Source organism: Pectobacterium aroidearum, from assembly GCF_015689195.1.
In the GTDB taxonomy this organism is placed as follows: domain Bacteria; phylum Pseudomonadota; class Gammaproteobacteria; order Enterobacterales; family Enterobacteriaceae; genus Pectobacterium; species Pectobacterium aroidearum.
On sequence record NZ_CP065044.1, the window covers coordinates 4,978,887 to 4,995,896 of the forward strand.

The 17,010-nt window shown below is 47.9% G+C and carries 14 protein-coding genes; 5 read left to right on the top strand and 9 right to left on the bottom strand.

Annotation, left to right across the window (positions count from 1 at the left end; translation table 11 throughout):
• Positions 1-76: 76 nt before the first annotated feature.
• Both I2D83_RS22200 and I2D83_RS22205 read right to left on the bottom strand, forming a co-directional pair.
• Positions 77-1,519, bottom strand: a complete 1,443-nt coding sequence (locus tag I2D83_RS22200; RefSeq protein WP_205947312.1) for a GGDEF domain-containing protein — start codon at positions 1,517-1,519, stop codon at positions 77-79.
• A gap of 195 nt (positions 1,520-1,714) precedes the next feature.
• Positions 1,715-2,584, bottom strand: a complete 870-nt coding sequence (locus tag I2D83_RS22205) for a BrxR family helix-turn-helix transcriptional regulator (protein ID WP_433915801.1) — start codon at positions 2,582-2,584, stop codon at positions 1,715-1,717.
• A gap of 218 nt (positions 2,585-2,802) precedes the next feature.
• On the opposite strand from I2D83_RS22205, the gene pgaA reads away from it, so the two are divergent.
• Genes pgaA through pgaD form a run of 4 tightly spaced genes read left to right on the top strand, consistent with a single transcriptional unit; the run spans position 2,803 to position 9,043 of the window.
• Positions 2,803-5,265 (top strand): poly-beta-1,6 N-acetyl-D-glucosamine export porin PgaA, encoded by a 2,463-nt coding sequence (gene pgaA, locus I2D83_RS22210; protein ID WP_205947314.1) that lies wholly within the window; start codon positions 2,803-2,805, stop codon positions 5,263-5,265.
• Between the two features lie 11 nt (positions 5,266-5,276).
• Positions 5,277-7,292 (top strand): poly-beta-1,6-N-acetyl-D-glucosamine N-deacetylase PgaB, encoded by a 2,016-nt coding sequence (pgaB, locus tag I2D83_RS22215; RefSeq protein ID WP_205947315.1) that lies wholly within the window; start codon positions 5,277-5,279, stop codon positions 7,290-7,292.
• Positions 7,289-8,617: a poly-beta-1,6-N-acetyl-D-glucosamine synthase gene (gene pgaC, locus I2D83_RS22220; RefSeq protein ID WP_205947316.1), complete on the top strand. Its 1,329-nt coding sequence runs from the start codon at positions 7,289-7,291 to the stop codon at positions 8,615-8,617. The genes pgaB and pgaC overlap by 4 nt, the downstream gene beginning before the upstream one ends.
• Positions 8,618-9,043, top strand: coding sequence for a poly-beta-1,6-N-acetyl-D-glucosamine biosynthesis protein PgaD (pgaD, locus tag I2D83_RS22225; protein WP_241007252.1), 426 nt, complete (start codon positions 8,618-8,620; stop codon positions 9,041-9,043). It begins immediately after the preceding gene.
• Between the two features lie 115 nt (positions 9,044-9,158).
• Here pgaD and I2D83_RS22230 read toward each other — a convergent pair whose 3' ends face one another.
• Positions 9,159-9,608 (bottom strand): winged helix-turn-helix transcriptional regulator, encoded by a 450-nt coding sequence (locus I2D83_RS22230; RefSeq protein WP_181830446.1) that lies wholly within the window; start codon positions 9,606-9,608, stop codon positions 9,159-9,161.
• A gap of 128 nt (positions 9,609-9,736) precedes the next feature.
• Here I2D83_RS22230 and I2D83_RS22235 point away from each other — a divergent pair, with 128 nt between their 5' ends.
• Positions 9,737-10,588, top strand: coding sequence for an SDR family oxidoreductase (locus I2D83_RS22235; RefSeq protein WP_180779440.1), 852 nt, complete (start codon positions 9,737-9,739; stop codon positions 10,586-10,588).
• 85 nt (positions 10,589-10,673) lie between these two features.
• On the opposite strand, the gene I2D83_RS22240 is transcribed toward I2D83_RS22235, so the two are convergent.
• The 6 genes from I2D83_RS22240 to rpmH form a co-directional block, all read right to left on the bottom strand.
• On the bottom strand, positions 10,674-11,885 hold the full coding sequence (locus tag I2D83_RS22240; RefSeq protein WP_205947317.1) for an acyltransferase family protein: 1,212 nt from the start codon (positions 11,883-11,885) through the stop codon (positions 10,674-10,676).
• A gap of 581 nt (positions 11,886-12,466) precedes the next feature.
• Complete coding sequence (gene mnmE, locus I2D83_RS22245) at positions 12,467-13,831, bottom strand: tRNA uridine-5-carboxymethylaminomethyl(34) synthesis GTPase MnmE (RefSeq protein WP_182100695.1); 1,365 nt, start codon at positions 13,829-13,831, stop codon at positions 12,467-12,469.
• Positions 13,832-13,960: 129 nt separating this feature from the next.
• Positions 13,961-15,595 carry a membrane protein insertase YidC gene (yidC, locus tag I2D83_RS22250; RefSeq protein ID WP_015842366.1) on the bottom strand — a complete coding sequence of 545 codons (1,635 nt, stop codon included), beginning with the start codon at positions 15,593-15,595 and terminating at the stop codon, positions 13,961-13,963.
• 2 nt (positions 15,596-15,597) lie between these two features.
• A complete protein-coding gene (gene yidD, locus I2D83_RS22255) occupies positions 15,598-15,855 on the bottom strand; it encodes a membrane protein insertion efficiency factor YidD (RefSeq protein ID WP_194431351.1) in 258 nt (85 codons plus the stop codon).
• On the bottom strand, positions 15,819-16,178 hold the full coding sequence (gene rnpA / locus I2D83_RS22260; RefSeq protein ID WP_071821045.1) for a ribonuclease P protein component: 360 nt from the start codon (positions 16,176-16,178) through the stop codon (positions 15,819-15,821). The genes yidD and rnpA overlap by 37 nt, the downstream gene beginning before the upstream one ends.
• Before the next feature lie 18 nt (positions 16,179-16,196).
• Positions 16,197-16,337, bottom strand: a complete 141-nt coding sequence (gene rpmH, locus I2D83_RS22265) for a 50S ribosomal protein L34 (protein WP_015842368.1) — start codon at positions 16,335-16,337, stop codon at positions 16,197-16,199.
• Positions 16,338-17,010: the final 673 nt, after the last annotated feature.

Sequence of the window (17,010 nt, forward strand, 5' to 3'; positions counted from 1 at the left end):
TTTTCGTTTTCATCTGTAGGATAGTGCTCCGTTTATACCGATCAGGGCATTCTAAACGGATGCAGGCATCATGATATTAGTTTTGTACCGAATTTACGCGATTACGTCCTTGCTCTTTTGCCATGTACAATAATTCGTCTGCTTCCTTAAACGCTTCATGAAAATCCTCAATTCTTTCCAGCTTAAAAAAACTGACACCGATACTGGTTGTGCATCGAACAATATGACCATCTGAAATCGCTAATGGAGCCCCTTCTATAATAGACCGTATTCTCTCTGCGATATCTAAGCAGTCGTTGACGGAGAGACCTTGAATTATGATTAAAAACTCTTCGCCACCCCATCGACAGAGCAGGTCTTGGGGTCGGGTATATTGCTTAAGCGTTGTAGAAAACTCTCTGATGACGTTATCGCCTATAGCATGCCCATAGGTATCATTCACTTTTTTAAAATGGTCAATATCAAGCACAAGCAAAGACATGATTTTATTATCCCCATCACGTGTGGAGTTAATGATATTCATCATGTGCTGATTGAGTGAACGTCTATTTAACATGCCTGTGAGAGCATCATGGTTGCTGATTAATTCTATTCTTTTTATGTTTTTTCTGTTTTTGTTAATAAAGAAAGAGGCGATAAGAACGGTAATGATAATCACTGAAGTGTTGATTTGAAACAAATAAGATAATTCGAACAAATACTCTTTTTCTATTGTGTCATGAACGTCTATTAATCTGTTTATATAGATGTAATTTAGTGCAATGCCAGTTGCAGTGCACATTAAAATAATCTTGTTAAATGAGTGGGATAACGAAAGATAGATTAATGGCAATATTGCCAATACACTGAGCGTGATGTTTAACGACGCTATGCAAAAGATAATAATGATAGGGTAAAGTATAAATAATGGTTTTTTGAATGTTTTTTTAATTGAAAATGTTGATATTTTAAAAATGTTTTTAACATTCCTTGTCACTTTTAGGAATAAAAAAACGAAAATAACACCAGAACTTAGCTCTTCGCTAAACCACTTTCTTGAAAGGATGAAAACATTGTCATCACTGGTTTTTGTGGATAAATATATTCCATAAAATAAAGCTGAAAAAATGGATCCTATAGAAATGGAAATAAATATAAAGAAAATGTATTTTTTACTTAATTGACTGTAAGTCTTACCCCTTATCTTAAAAAAGATAATTAATGTAATCCATGCAGTAATGAAAAAAACTGAACTTATCGCGCAGTGAATAATTTTTTCAAAAAAAGATTGATTGTTTTCAAGATAAATAGCGGGCAGCAGCATACCGAGAAAACCGACCATGCATAAAATAACGCTATGCAATAATTTGTTTTTTATGCTTTTATCTCGACTGCGATAGCGTATGAGAAAGCAAAATAAGAGAATGTCTGCTGGCCAGAATAGAGAGGTATCGTCAAGTAGCCGAAAAGACAAACCTAAGTAACTCATTAGTAAGGTTGAACTGAAAATAATTAATAATTCATATGCGCGAATTTTCATTTTTTTTCCCGGTTAACCTATTTGCCCTGCATCACTTTTTTACCAGAACCACTATAAATTACCTTCTTATTTTACATCATTTTATGAATTTCTGACGCAAGGATGATTAAGTGAAATCAATATAAGAATTCACTTAATCATGACCTTGCTATGTGTTGTGCCGATGAGAAATTAATAGGCGTGAAGGGGATGGGGTCACGCCCCCAGAAGTGCTTGAATATCTTCTTTGTTTTTCAATACAAACAGCTGATCTTCTTCGTTATTTTCATCCGTTAAGCTGATATGGAATCGCTTGAGTGTTTCATGTAAACATGCCAGACGGCAGGATACATTCAACTCTCTATTGGTCATACCATATTCCAATTCCAACGCACGTTGATGTGCCAGCGGCAGTTTATCGCTCGGCGCCAAAATTAACTGAAGATAGGTATGCCACGAATAATCGCTAGCGGGATCGATTGTCGAAAGTTCGACGCCTTCAATGCTGAGGATGCGCGTAAGCGTGAAATCACTAAATTGCTGTCTGGTATGACAGTAGGCACGCACTCGCCACCGAACGCCATCATTGCCTAAAGCGTGTGGGGAAATCAGCCGTGGCGAATTATCCATTGACGATGAGGATTGATAGCAGATGTTCACCGCCGTTTTGTCACGAATCGCTCTGACAATGACTTCAACAACCTGTTCATTGTAGATGTTGAGCGGGATATTCACCCAGCACACTTCTGGAGCAGACTCGATGAAACTGGCATCTGCTTCAAGGACGCCCGTTTTCATTGCCAATAATTCTGCTAAATAGCGCTGGGCGGAATTCTGTGGGTAGACCGCAGAGAATGTTGGCGTAGCCGTGTAAGTTTTGGTTCGTCGATCGTAGACCAGATTATAGGGGGCGAGCTCAATATATTTAGCGATATCGAGCGACGCCTGAGGGATAGATAACCCAAAAAAAGACGTTAAATCTGTACGATTTATGTGCCCACTCCACCGTAACCGAAAGTCGATGAATTGAAGCCGACGTTCCAGTCCCCAGCTGCGCCCTTTCACTACCTGTTCTGAACCTGTCATTGAAGTCTTCGCCATATGCGTATAAAAATTATATTGATAAAAAAACTATATGCATTATTATGCGCCAAACTGGCCTTAGCGTCTATCTCTGACTTCGAATCACGGGAGGGATAGCTGCATGCCGCGTTTAGACTCGATTAGAGGTGTTAAGTCATGAAACCAGCGTTCAACGATGTATTTGAATGTCATCCTGTCATCACTGGTGGGGAGATTCAGCGATGAGTTTCGTTAATTCTCATTCAAGCAGACTCAACCCAATATTATTTAACTTACTTAAATCATTAGTTTATTTTTCCTTCTCTGGCAGCGTGGTGGCGGCGGATTCTCATTACGACACATTAATCATCAATGCTCGTCAGGGGGATATATCCACGGCGACGTCATGGTTCGATGGGCAATCCAGAAACCGTGTATTGACCGCAGCTGAAGTGACCGACTGGCTACAAATTAACGGTTGGGCGGGAAAGGATGCTGAAGTGAGGCGAATTTGGGAAGCCTATTCGCCAACGATGTCACTGCCCGATCCTGCGCTGAGAGCGGCGGCGAAATCCTACCGTAATCTCCGTCAGTGGCAGCCATCAGTGGCGTTATGGCGTCGGGTTTTGCAACGTTCTCCACGAGATGACGATGCGCGTAGTGGTTTGATACTCACCCTCGCCGATGCCGGACAGACAAAAACAGCGCTGGAACTCGCTGCGTCTCGCGTTAAGCGTGAGCCAACGGCAAACCATTGGCGTGAATTAGCGTGGGTGCAACGAATTGCGGGAAAGCACACTGACTCTCTCTTTTCTATCATTCAGGCTATGCGTTATGCACCACAGGATAAAGCCCTGCGCTATGACTACAGCGATATTCTCTCCAGCAATAATGTTAGCGCGCCAGCGTTAAATGCCCTGGAAAACGGCAAGCTCCATGGCGTCCAGGCCGACGAAAGGCAACGTCAGCGAGAACTGGAGGCGGCGGCGGAATTGGTCCGTCTTGCGTTTATTGCCTCGACAACGGAGAACGAACGTTTCGTTGTGGCGGATCGCGCTTTAGCGCGTTATAGCGCCTTGATGAATCAATGGCGAACGCATCCGTCTGCAAAAGCCAGCTATCGCCATGCGCGAATTGATCGGCTAGGTGCATTGCTGGTTCGCTATCGTATGGAAGAGGTTATTTCGGAATATCAATCCCTCCTCAAAGAGGGAGATATTCCCAGTTATGCACGACGCTGGGTCGCTTCTGCTTATCTCTATTTGCAGCAGCCAGAGAAAGCAGAGCAGATTCTCAGCGCGGTAATACAGGAAGATCCTTCGCAACGCTTGCAGATAGCGCGGCAAGGCGATTTTTTCTACAGCATTCTGGAGAGTGAAAAAGTTGAACAGGCAATGCAGTTGTCCGTTCAGGCTGGAGAAAAAACACCTTATAAGAAAAGTGTTTATGGTTTATCAACCTTCATACCTAACGACGATTGGGTTGACATCAAATACCTGCGTATACAGTCACTGATTTCTCATAACGATTTTCCTGCGGCGCAACGGCTGGCGGAACGTCTGGCTTTTACCGGGCCAGGAAACCAAGAGCTGAATATACGTTTGGCCGAAGTTTATCTAAGTAGGGGATGGCCGCGTCGTGCCGAAACGTTATTAAAGCGAGTTGAGTTGTTGGAACCAAGATCATTCCGGTTGGAAACCCACCAGGGACTTACTGCATTGGAATTGCAGGAATGGCGCCAACTTGAACAACTGACTGACGATACTGTAACCCGCTACCCAGATGATTTCTCTGTGAAACGATTAGCGCGCCTGCGTCAGGTTCATCACATGGCGGAGTTGCGTATTGCTGGCGCTCAGGGGCTCAAGTCTGACAGTCCAACGAAAGGAATGAACGACACTGAGATTGATGCCGTGCTCTATAGTCCGCCGTTTGCCGACCATTGGCGTGTGTTCTCTGGGGGGGCTTTTAATCAAAGCGATTTCAGTGATGGGCAGGCGACCCACCGCACTCTTCGCGGCGGCGTGGAATTTACCGATCGTGACCATTGGGCTGAGGCTGAGCTTTCACACCGAAATTTTGGATTGGGTTCTGATATCGGCGGGCGTCTCTCTTATCGCCATGATGTTAACGACTTTTGGCGTGTCGGCCTTAATGCCGAACGGCTCATGCGCAGCACACCGCTACAGGCACTTAAAAATGGCGTAACGGCTAATGGTGCTGGAGGGTATGTGCGCTGGCGGCAAAGTGAACGGCGCTCATGGCAAGCAGACCTGTCGCACGGGTGGTTTTCTGATGGCAACAGGCGTCAGGAATATGCACTGAGTGGGCAAGAACGCGTCTTTTCATCACCGTCTTTAGTCATAGATTTCACCCCGTCGCTCAGTGTGGGGGCGAACAGTCAGCAAAACACCCCTTATTACAATCCACGGAAGTATGTGGCCGTCTTACCCGCCTTAGCCATCGATCACTTGCTTTATCGACATTACCAGACGGAGTGGCATCAAGAGATAACGGCGGGTGTCGGGCGTTACTGGCAGAAAGACGCCTCCGCTGGCGTCATCACCCAACTCGGATACGGGCAAAGAGTACGGTGGAACGACGTGCTGGATACGGGGGTGAGCGTTCAGTGGGATAAACGGCCTTACGACGGCAAACGGGAACAGAATGTGTCGCTGTCTTTTGATTTGAATTATCGGTTTTGAGGAGAAAGGTGATGTCATTCATACGACTACGAAACGTTGTGATGCTGCTGGGGGTGTTAATGATCACCGCCTGCGCACATTCCGTTGACGTGAAATATAGCTCACCCGCAGAACGCCCGGTTTTGGTCAAGGAACAGCCGTGGAAAGCCAATCAATATATCGTTATTGCCTATCACGATGTGGCAGATAATGGAGCCGATCAACGTTTCATGGCGGTACGCACCAGCGCACTGAATGAACACTTTGCCTGGTTGAGGGAAAATGGTTACCACCCGGTATCCGTTGATGACATTCTGGCTGCGGGCGCAGGGGGGAAACCGCTACCAGACAGGGCGGTGCTACTGACATTTGATGATGGTTACAGCAGTTTTTATCATCGCGTTTACCCTCTGCTGAAAGCCTATGATTGGCCGGCAGTACTGGCACCCGTAGGGCGCTGGCTGGACACACCTGAAGATCAGCCGGTGGATTTTAGTGGTGTTCAAATACCTCGCAACCATTTTCTGACCTGGCAGCAAGTCGGTGAAATGGCGCAATCTGGTCTGGTAGAAATTGGTGCCCATACCTATGACTTACATAAAGGGATTCAGGCAAACCCGCAGGGCAACATGGAACCCGCCGCCGTTACTCGTCAGTATTTTCCTGAGAGCAAGCGATACGAAACGCGAGATGAGTATCGTAAACGTTTTGCGCATGATACGAATCTCATTACTAAAAGGATCGCTGACGCGACGGGGAAAAAGCCTCGGGTTTGGGTTTGGCCTTATGGTGCGGTAGGAGGCGATGCCCTAAACATCGTTAAGCAACAGGGTTATCAGCTGGCACTCACGCTTAAAAATGGGCCCGCATCAACCGACTCACCCTATAGCGTTCCTCGCATACTGATTAACAACAATCCCGATGTACAGCAGTTTGCGCTGTTGGTTAGCTATGTCCGTGAACCTGAGGTGATACGGGTTGCGCATATCGACCTGGATTATGTTTATGACACCGATAAAGCGCAGCAGTCTCGTAATGTCGATGCATTAGTTCAGCGCATTGCCGACTTGCGTATTAATACCGTCTATCTTCAGGCTTTCTCCGATCCCAAAGGAGATGGCAACGTAAAGTCACTCTACTTCCCTAATCGTTGGATGCCCGTTCGAGAAGATTTATTCAATCATGTGGCCTGGCAGCTAGCATCGCGAGCGCTTGTTCGCGTTTATGCCTGGATGCCGGTACTGGCCTTTGATATGGATGATGAAACGTTGCCGCGCGTTGAGCGGATTGACAGCGAGAGCGGCCAGCGAAGTATCAACCGTAGCCAATATAGACGTTTATCGTTATGGGATGCGGAAGCCAGAAGACGAATTAGTGATATCTATGAAGATCTTTCTGCCTACGCCATGTTCGAGGGCATCTTATTTCATGATGATGCCGTGCTGGCAGAGGATGAAGATGCAAGCCATTCGGCGATGCAGGCATATCGGAAGGCTGGATTCCCCGACTCGATTGCCAGCATTCGTCGTGACCCCGAGCTTAATGCACGCTGGACGCGGTTTAAAAGTAAAGCGCTAACGGACTTTACGCTCGACCTGGCGGCCCGTGTGCGTGACATTCGTGGCCCGCAAGTTCGTACCGCACGTAACATTTTCGCATTACCGATTATTGAACCGGAAAGTGAAGCATGGTTCTCCCAAAATCTGGATGACTTCCTTGCCGCTTATGATTGGGTTGCCCCCATGGCGATGCCATTGATGGAAAACATCGCGCCCAAGGACAGCAATGCGTGGTTGCAAAAGCTGGTACAAGAAGTGGCTCGTCGCCCTGGCGCGCTGAATAAAACGGTTTTTGAACTTCAGGCTCGGGATTGGCGTATCCCGGAAGAACCGTGGTTAGACACCGAACAATTGGTTAAATGGATGACCGTGTTGCAACTGAATGGTGCGCAAAATTACGGTTACTATCCGGATGATTTTCTTAACAATTCACCTGAATTGGAAAGCATCCGCCCCATGATTTCACCAGAATGGTATCCACTGCCATGATAGAGAGAATCTTAGCTTTCTTAATCTTATGTCTGATGCTCGGCATCCCTTTTGGCGCGATGTTTTCCTTTACGGGGGATGTCGTTCTTAACTTTACCTTTTTCTGGCCTTTATTTATGTCGGGGATATGGATAACGGGAGGGCTGTATTTTTGGTTTCACTATGAACGCCATTGGCGCAAGGGAGCAGAGGGGATACCCGATGAACCCGCCGGGCGCCCGTTAGTTTCGCTCCTGATCCCCTGCTATAACGAAGGGCCTAACGTATGTGAAACGATTGAAGCGGCATTAGCACAGCGTTATACCCATATCGAAGTGATCGCGGTGAATGACGGTTCCAATGATGACACGGGCGATGTGCTCGATCGGTTGGCGAACCAATATGACAAACTGCGAGTCATTCATCTGGCGAATAATCAGGGCAAAGCGGTGGCGCTTCAAACCGCGTGTGCCGCGGCCAAGAGCGATCTGCTGGTGTGTATTGATGGCGATGCGCTTCTCGATCCCGATGCTGTCGCCTATTTAGTTAACCCGTTGATCAATAATCCGCGGGTCGGCGCAGTAACGGGAAACCCAAGAATAAGAACGCGCTCGACGCTGATTGGGCGTATTCAGGTTGGTGAATTTTCCTCAATTATTGGGTTGATCAAACGTACACAGCGCGTTTACGGCAAAGTGTTCACCGTTTCTGGCGTTATCTCCGCTTTTCGTCGCAGTGCGTTAGCTGAAGTTGGCTACTGGAGTACCGATATGATCACGGAAGATATCGATATTAGCTGGAAGCTCCAATTGCGCCATTGGTCGATATTTTTTGAGCCAAGAGCACTGTGTTGGATTTTGATGCCGGAAAAACTCTCTGGCTTGTGGAAACAGCGGCTACGTTGGGCGCAGGGCGGTGCCGAGGTTTTTTTAAAAAACTTCCGTCATTTATGGTCATGGCGCTATCGCCGCATGTGGCCGTTATTCCTTGAATACTCGATTTCGATATTATGGGCCTTCACTTATGCCATGAGCGTCTTGTTGTATTTATTAGGCTTTTTAATACAACTGCCTGAGGGGATTCGGGTAGAAACGCTCTTTCCTCCCGCGTTTACCGGCATGATGATTGGCGTGGTCTGTTTAATCCAGTTTGCTGTCAGTATGTTGATCGAACGACGCTATGAGAAAGATATTGGCAAATATCTGTTCTGGGTAATCTGGTATCCCATGGTGTATTGGACGTTGAGTCTGTGTACCAGCCTGATCAGTTTTCCAAAGGTCATGCTGCGTTCCCGTAAAAAACGAGCGCGTTGGGAAAGCCCAGATCGTGGTATTGAAAGAGGATAAATGATGCATTCACCTTTAATCATTTCTGAAAGACGCTGGTTTCCACTCTTTGTTGATTCTTTCCTGACGCTATGTGGATGGGGAATCTTTATTTGGCTGTTTTCCGAGGTATTTATCGGGACTTTTTTGAATAGTCATATGTCCGAACTGCCTACCTTTACCTCTGATGGTTGGACTATACCGATACATTTATGCATATTCCTGGTAAATGCGTCGCTCTTAATTGCCTGGGGGAAACTGGAGCACTATCGCTATCGTTCCAGAAAAGAACAAAGAACGCGTGCTGATGCGCTAGATGCCGAACACGTTGCCAGAAGTTTTTCTTTACCGGATGGATTTTCTCAGGAATTGAGTCGTAACAAGATTCAGCGTGTTTGGCACAATGAGCACGGCATCATTGTTGGTATCGACAATATATCGTCGTGACCAACTAAAGATGCATTTTGGTTTATGGCGGTTGATGACGAGAGCAGGAAAGCCATTCTCTCTGATATCACCGCCTGTTACTCATACACGCCTCTTACTGCTCAAGGACCGCGCTTCAAGAGGCGCGCAGTTTACCTGACGGTTGTTTATCTGACCGCTGTTCACCCGATGGTTGTTCACTTGATTGCTGCGCCGCCATAATCTCGTCCAGATTCCCTTCTACCCATATCGCCAGCTCTTTTACCCGCACACCAACCTCTTTGCCTAATGGGGTGAGGCTATACTCAACATGTGGCGGGACAACCGGATAGGCCGTTCGCAGGACAAAGCCATCACTTTCCAACCATTGTAGAGTCTGCGCCAGCATGCGCTCGCTCACGCCGCCAATCCGTCGACGCAGTTGACTAAAACGATGCGTATCATCAAGTAATGCAATCAGAATCAGTACGCCCCAACGGCTGGTAACGTGGTTAAGTATCTGGCGAGAGGGACATTTTTCAGCGAAGACATCACCAGTTGGCAGAAGGGGCGGCAATAAATCGATAGGCGTTTTAGATTGACTCACTATACTTACCTTTATGTATGTACTTACTTAAAGTTAGCTTTGCCGATATTATGCCATCCAGTTGTTGTTAACAAAAGACGGTTAACAAAAGATGGTTAATGAAAGACAGTCAATAAAAGGAGCTTGAGATGATTGCTATTACTGGTGCATCTGGCCAACTGGGCCGTTTAGTCATTGCACAACTGTTAGAGAAGGTTCCGGCGGGCGACATCGTGGCGCTGGTGCGTGATGTCAATAAAGTTGCCGATCTGTCTGCAAAAGGCGTGCAGGTGAAAGCGGCGGATTATAATCAACCTGAAGCGCTGGCGTCCGCCTTGCAAGGTGTGGATAAAGTGCTGCTGATCTCTTCAAGTGAGGTTGGCCAGCGTGCGGCGCAACACCGCAACGTCATTGAAGCCGCGGTGAAAGCCGGCGTGAAACTGGTTGCGTACACTAGCCTGCTGCACGCGGATAAGTCCCCTCTGGCGCTGGCGGAAGAACACCGTCAAACGGAGGCCTTGCTGAAGGACTCTGGTTTACCGCATGTCCTGCTGCGCAACGGCTGGTATACCGAAAACTATGCGGCCAGCATCCCTGCGGCGCTGGAACACGGTGTGTTTATCGGTAGCGCGGGCGAAGGCAAAATTACGTCTGCAACCCGTGAAGACTTCGCCGCCGCTGCGGTCGCGGTGCTGACGCAGGAAGGGCAGGCTGGCAAGGTTTACGAACTGGCTGGTGATGAACCTTATACGCTGGCGGAACTGGCTGCTGAAATTAGCAAACAGTCGGGTAAATCTATCGGTTATCAAAACCTGTCTGAAGCGGAGTTCACCGCTGCACTGGTTTCCGCTGGGCTTCCCGATGTTTTCGCGCAGATTATTGCGGATTCCGACGTCGGTGCATCCAAAGGCGGGCTGTTCGATGGCGGTAAGCAACTGAGCCGTCTGATTGGTCGCCCAACGACGCCGCTGTCAGCCGTAGTGAAAGCAACGCTGAAGTAAGTGTCACGATAGGCTCAGCATTCATGCTGAGCCTATTGCATTGCCTTGTCAGAACAGACCTATCCTTAGTCACATCTTTTATTTATCAAGATGTTGGGGTGCTTTCTTGCACTTGATTACTCACACTTTGTTTCTTTTTGGCCGTCAGTAAATTGCCTACAGGCTGCTCGATGAATTGATAAAGCAACCAGCCGGCGATAAGACTAACCGCTCCAGCGGCAATGATCAGCAGCGCGGCGTCTGCCACACCGTATTGATTGCCATCAGTCCATTCATTCAGCAAGCGAAGCACTAAGAAATGGATCAGATAAAAGCAGAAAGAAATGCTTCCTAACCATTGCATTGGTTTCGCATGTAAAAATGAACGTTTCCCTTGTAGATCGCTCGCCGCGAGTGAGCCTATCAGTAATACCAGCGGAATAAGAGTCACCAAATTGAAACTCAGCAGGAAAGGCATAAAAAGATCAATGCAATAGGTCAGCGCAGTTAATATTACGCTTGTCGTTACTGAAACGGAGATCCATTTTCCTTCCTGAATAATACGTGACAGTAACATACCAATAGTGAATTCAAAAACGCGTGTTGGTGGAAAAGTATAGGCAAACCACCATTGAATTTCACCCACTTCAAAAGGCCAACCTTCGATCAGTGGAACGGTGGGTAATAACGTATAAATTGCGCCATAAACGCCAATTAAGGCGGCGTAGCATAATAATACGGACACCCATAAAGACTCCGTCGGTATTTTTTTGACGACCTTGAGCAGGAAAGGGTAAACAATATAAAGGAAAACAATCACGGAGAGAAACCAACTGGGGACGTTGCCACCAATATAGATATCGCCCTGTGGTATCCATGTCTGTATCAATAATAAATTGGGTAACCAGACATCAACGCGTCCAACACTTATTATTCCAGTAAAAACAAGTAGGATGATAATTAACATGCTTACAGGGTATATCTTTGCGAATCGTTTCTTATAAAATTGAAGCGGGCTGCGAACGGATGGCGATGACCAATTCATGACAAAGCCGCTCAGAATAAAGAAAAACGATACGCTTACCCATCCCGCCTTACTCAAGACAAAAGAGTAGGCTTCACCGATAGATTCATCCGAGAACAGGTTTAACATATTCCCGATCGATGTGTGAAAGAGATACACAAGAAGGGCTGCAATAATACGAGTACCATTCAGAGACGGTAGGTTAGGGAGATAACCTTTTTCCGTTCTCTTTATTACAAGATTACTTTGATAATAATTTGAACTATCATCTTTTACAATGAGGTTATTGTTCATTTCTCTTATCACCTATTTAAGCGTTATGCGAAAAATAAGACAAGATGCCTATCATTAAAAAATGCATAAATAGCACTCTATATAATAAAATCGTGTTTCTTTATAAGAAAAATAAATGGCAGGGATAAATAATTATCCTGCAAGGTAAAATTGGATTTCAATTTATTAATACCACAATAACTTTTGGTTCACAAAATAGTTTTTTAATTTTTCATTTTATTATCTTTTATCTATTCGTTTTATAATGAATTTTATTCATCTCTAACGGATTATATCTGTGAATAATTGGTGAAAGGAAAATAGTGGCGGGGACGATTAATTTGAATAGAAATTGGTTTGCTGGTGAGGGAATTATGCAAGAATTATCAGAGAGTTCTGCCATATTTGAATGTCATCAACCTGATAAGAAAAGTGGGGTCTGTTGAGATGTGTCCTGCTTATTCCTTTTTCTGTCCACTGAACCGCAAAAATGGTGCCGCCCTACACTGGCTATTTGCCTGCTCCTTTCCATGATGTGACTCCGGGTGGACGGCAGGCGAAAGCTGGGCGGCTAATTTCTGGGCTGAATTCCGTTTACTATCTTATTTCCCGATACAGAAGCTCGAAAAGATACGGCCTAACAGATCGTCAGAGGTGAATTCGCCGGTGATTTCACTCAGGGACTGCTGTGCCAGCCGTAGTTCTTCTGCCAGCAGTTCGCCCGCGTAGGCGCTCACCAGCTGTTCTTTCCCCTGAATCAGATGCTGGGCTGCCAGTTCCAGTGCTTGCAGATGGCGGCGTCGTGCCAGAAAACCGCCTTCGGTGTTGCTGGTGAATCCCATACTTTGCTTGAGATGATCGCGTAGCGTATCCACACCGTCACCCGTACGGGCGGAAAGACGGATAAGTGAGTGAGTGTTCACATCCTCGATACCAAGCGTTTCACCAGTAACGTCAGCCTTATTGCGCACTACGGTAATCGGCAACGTTTTTGGCAGGCGAGCCATAAATTCCGGCCAGATCTGCTCAGGTTCAGTTGCCTGCGTGGTGGTGCCATCGACCATGAATAGCACGCGATCGGCCTGTTCGATTTCCTGCCAGGCACGCTCAATACCAATGCGTTCCACTTCGTCGCTGGCATCGCGTAGCCCGGCGGTGTCGATGATATGCAGCGGCATGCCGTCGATGTGGATATGTTCACGTAATACGTCGCGCGTGGTTCCTGCGATATCCGTCACAATCGCGGCTTCACGACCTGCTAATGCATTGAGTAGGCTAGATTTACCCGCATTAGGACGACCTGCGATCACGACCTTCATTCCTTCACGCAGCAGGCTACCCTGATGCGCTTCGGCTCGGACGGCATCCAGATCGGCCATCACGCCATTGAGCTGTGACTCAATTTTGCCATCGGAGAGAAAGTCGATCTCCTCATCTGGGAAGTCGATGGCAGCCTCGACGTAGATTCGCAGGTGAGTAAGTGCTTCCACCAACTGATTTATGCGGGTGGAAAATACACCTTGCAGAGAGTTCAGCGCTGATCGAGCGGCTTGTTCCGAACTGGCGTCAATCAGGTCGGCAATAGCTTCTGCCTGCGCAAGATCGAGTTTGTCGTTCAGGAAGGCGCGTTCAGAGAATTCACCGGGGCGTGCAATGCGCACGTTGGGCAGTGTCAGAATACGTTTCAGGAGCAAATCAAGAATGACCGGACCACCATGTCCTTGAAGCTCCAACACGTCTTCACCGGTAAAGGAGTTTGGGCCGGGAAACCAGAGGGCGATACCCTGATCGAGCGTGGTGCCGTTGGCATCGCGGAACGGCAGATAATCGGCGTGACGCGGTTTAGGGAGCTTACCCAGAACGGCCTGTGCCACCTCGGCGGCGGCCCGTCCTGACACGCGTAAAATACCCACGCCTCCGCGTCCCGGTGGCGTGGCTTGGGCGACGATGGTGTCGGTATTGCTCATGATATTCTCTCTGCGTTGATGCCTGTCTGTCAGGCTATTTTACGTATCGTTAGGTGATAAAACAGCTTATAAAAAAATAAGGCGGTCAATGACCGCCTTACGCTTTCTATCGGTTAGCCATCAACCGGATTACTTTTTCTCGCGGCTATGCAAACCACGTTTTTCCAGACCGCGGTAGATCAGCTGCTGCTGGAGAATGGTAACCAGGTTGCTGACGATGTAGTACATAACCAGACCTGACGGGAACCACAGGAAGAAGACCGTAAAGATGACCGGCATGTAGGTCATGATCTTCTGCTGCATTGGGTCGGTCACGGTGGTTGGTGACATCTTCTGAATGAAGAACATCGTCACGCCCATCAGGATCGGCAGAATGTAGTACGGGTCTTGTGCAGACAGGTCATGAATCCACAGCGCGAATGGTGCGTGGCGCAGTTCAACGGAGCCCATCAGCATGTAATACAGCGCCAGGAAGATTGGCATCTGAATCAGCAGCGGGAAGCAACCGCCCAGCGGGTTCACTTTCTCTGACTTGTACAGCGCCATCATTTCCTGACTCATGCGCTGTTTGTCATCACCAATACGTTCACGCATTGCCTGCAATTTAGGTTGCAGCAAGCGCATTTTCGCCATTGAGGTGTATTGCGCTTTCGTCAGCGGATACATCACGCCACGTACGATAAAGGTAATGGCAATGATGGAGAAGCCCCAGTTGCCGATAAAGCCGTGCAGGAATTTCAGCAGCTTAAACAACGGCTGAGAAATAAACCACAGCCAGCCGTAATCTACAGTCAGGTCTAGGTGCGGCGCGACAGCAGCCATCTTGTCCTGAATTTCCGGGCCGACCCACAGGGTGGCGTTCAGATTCTGTTGACTGCCCGCGGCAACCACAACTGGCGCAGCCTTGAAGCCAATTGCAGCCTGACCGTTGCCCAGCTTATTGGTATAGAACGTATTCGCGCCTGCCGTCGTCGGAATCCACGCGGTTGCGAAGTACTGTTGCAGCATCGCCACCCAACCACTGTTGGTTGTGATGTTCAGGTTTTCGTCCATGTCGCTGAAGCTGTACTTTTTGTACTTGTCTTCGCTGGAAGAAAACGCCGCGCCACGGTAGGTGTGCAGTGCAAAGTTGCTGCTGCCGGTGTCACGGTGCTTAGGCAAGTCGATAGACTGTTTTAACTGACCGAACAGCGTAAGTTCCAGAGGTTGAGCACTGGTGTTGTTGACGCTGTAGTCAACGTTCAGTGCATAGTCGCCACGTTTCAGAACAAACGTTTTGGTATAGGTTACGCCGTCCGCAGCGGTGTACGTCATCGGAATGCGCAGTTCGTTCTGGCCATCTGCCAGCTCGAAGCTATCTTGTGTGGTGGTAAACAGCGGACGCGGGCCGTTAGCCGGGTTGTCCGGGCCGTTTTTGCCGGTCAAACCGCTCTGAGCCTGATAGACAAACTCTGATGTGGTTTCCAGCAGATGGAAAGGTTTGTCTGAACCCAATGTATCCGGGTAAGCCAGCAGGTGCGCTTGCTCGACGTCGCCGCCACGCGTGTTGATGGTCAGCGACAGCACGTCGGTTTTCACCGTGATCAGTTTGCCTTGACCGCTAGCCGGTACGCCCTGGTTGGTAGCATCACCGGTCACTGCGTTCGTCGCCTGCTGTATGGCCTGCGTGGTTGCTGGCGGATTTTTATCCGTTTCCCAAGCCTGCCAAAGCATAAAGGTTACGAATAGCAGAGCGATGAGAAGAAGATTGCGTTGCGAATCCATCGTTAATGTTCTCTGTTATTGTCGGTTTTTGGCGGTACGGGATCATCACCACCAGGGTTCAAAGGATGGCATTTTAATACGCGTTTAAGCGTCAACCAACAGCCTTTTATCATGCCGAACCTGCGTATTGCTTCAATCCCGTATTGCGAGCACGTTGGCCGGAACCGGCAATGTGGTCCGAGTAACGGGCTGATAACGAGTTGATAACCACGTATCAACCCGATCAGGAGTCGGGAGCCAAACGACGATGCCGACGCCATAGTTTTTCCAATGCTTCCGTCAGGGTGCGGTTATCCAGCTCAGATACCCCTTTTTTCACGAGCACGACAAAATCCATTGCAGGCAATGAATGTTGATGCAGGCGAAAGCTTTCGCGCGTCAGGCGTTTAATCCGATTGCGTTCATGAGCACGTTTTACATGCTTTTTGGCGACGGTAAGACCGATGCGGGGATGCCCCAGCGAGTTCAGGCGGCCGAGAATGGTGATTTGCGGCGTGCCAGCCCGTTGCGGTTGCTGGAAGACGAAAGTGAAATGACTGGGAGTTAACAAACGTAACTCCCTGGGAAATGCGAGCTTAACCACTCGGTGGGTTAGCTTTTATTACTTAGAAACAGACAGACGAGCACGGCCTTTCGCACGACGGCGGGCCAGAACTTGACGACCATTCTTGGTGGCCATACGAGCACGGAAACCATGGCTACGGTTACGCTTCAATACGGACGGTTGGAAAGTGCGTTTCATGGCGATTTCTACCTAAACTTGGAAAATTATAACTTCACAGTAAACGCGTTTGGCTGTTCGGCGTGAAAATGACCGACGCCTCAATCGCATATCACAGTCTATATAACGGAAAGAGGCAGGATTGTAATAATTGTACAGTCCTGAGTCAATTAACATCACACTTCACACGCCAGCCATTCCGATTATTTTTGGAATTTCTGCCTGCCAGAGCACAGAAAAGGCGTAGACGCGCGGGCAGGGAATTATACGGACTCTATTGCAAAGCGCAAGGATCCTCCTACGATCTGTCCAGTAAGATCATGATCGATGTCACCGTAACGATCGTGTCTCCGAGGGTATGCTTGAATACGTTTAATAAGGAGTGGGTAAAATGTGTACCCGCCTTCCATTTGGCGTGCTGCAGGGAGCTGCGATAAGAATAGCCTGTGGATAAAAAGGATCGAAACTGTGCAGAAGGGGAAGATCTCTTTGGCGGATTAGGTTATGATCCGCGGTCCCGTCAGCGATCCTTTTGAGGGATCGTCGGGATACATCGCCGCGCTATGTGGTGTGTCTGCTGTCTGAATTGAGCATGAAGCAAGTGTGGATGACGCAGGCGCCAAAAAATCATGAGTCACATAAATAACGTCTTATTCTTTTCTTTTTGATCGTTCTTGTTCGAGTGGAGTCCGCC

Excerpts from the sequence above, each read along its gene's own strand:
- I2D83_RS22200 (WP_205947312.1), bottom strand. The coding sequence starts at position 1,519 with ATGAAAATTCGCGCATATGAATTATTAATTATTTTCAGTTCAACCTTA.
- I2D83_RS22205 (WP_433915801.1), bottom strand. The coding sequence starts at position 2,584 with ATGACAGGTTCAGAACAGGTAGTGAAAGGGCGCAGCTGGGGACTGGAA.
- pgaA (WP_205947314.1), top strand. The coding sequence starts at position 2,803 with ATGAGTTTCGTTAATTCTCATTCAAGCAGACTCAACCCAATATTATTT.
- pgaB (WP_205947315.1), top strand. The coding sequence starts at position 5,277 with ATGTCATTCATACGACTACGAAACGTTGTGATGCTGCTGGGGGTGTTA.
- pgaC (WP_205947316.1), top strand. The coding sequence starts at position 7,289 with ATGATAGAGAGAATCTTAGCTTTCTTAATCTTATGTCTGATGCTCGGC.
- pgaD (WP_241007252.1), top strand. The coding sequence starts at position 8,618 with ATGATGCATTCACCTTTAATCATTTCTGAAAGACGCTGGTTTCCACTC.
- I2D83_RS22235 (WP_180779440.1), top strand. The coding sequence starts at position 9,737 with ATGATTGCTATTACTGGTGCATCTGGCCAACTGGGCCGTTTAGTCATT.
- I2D83_RS22240 (WP_205947317.1), bottom strand. The coding sequence starts at position 11,885 with ATGAACAATAACCTCATTGTAAAAGATGATAGTTCAAATTATTATCAA.
- mnmE (WP_182100695.1), bottom strand. The coding sequence starts at position 13,831 with ATGAGCAATACCGACACCATCGTCGCCCAAGCCACGCCACCGGGACGC.
- yidC (WP_015842366.1), bottom strand. The coding sequence starts at position 15,595 with ATGGATTCGCAACGCAATCTTCTTCTCATCGCTCTGCTATTCGTAACC.
- yidD (WP_194431351.1), bottom strand. The coding sequence starts at position 15,855 with ATGGCGTCGGCATCGTCGTTTGGCTCCCGACTCCTGATCGGGTTGATA.
- rpmH (WP_015842368.1), bottom strand. The coding sequence starts at position 16,337 with ATGAAACGCACTTTCCAACCGTCCGTATTGAAGCGTAACCGTAGCCAT.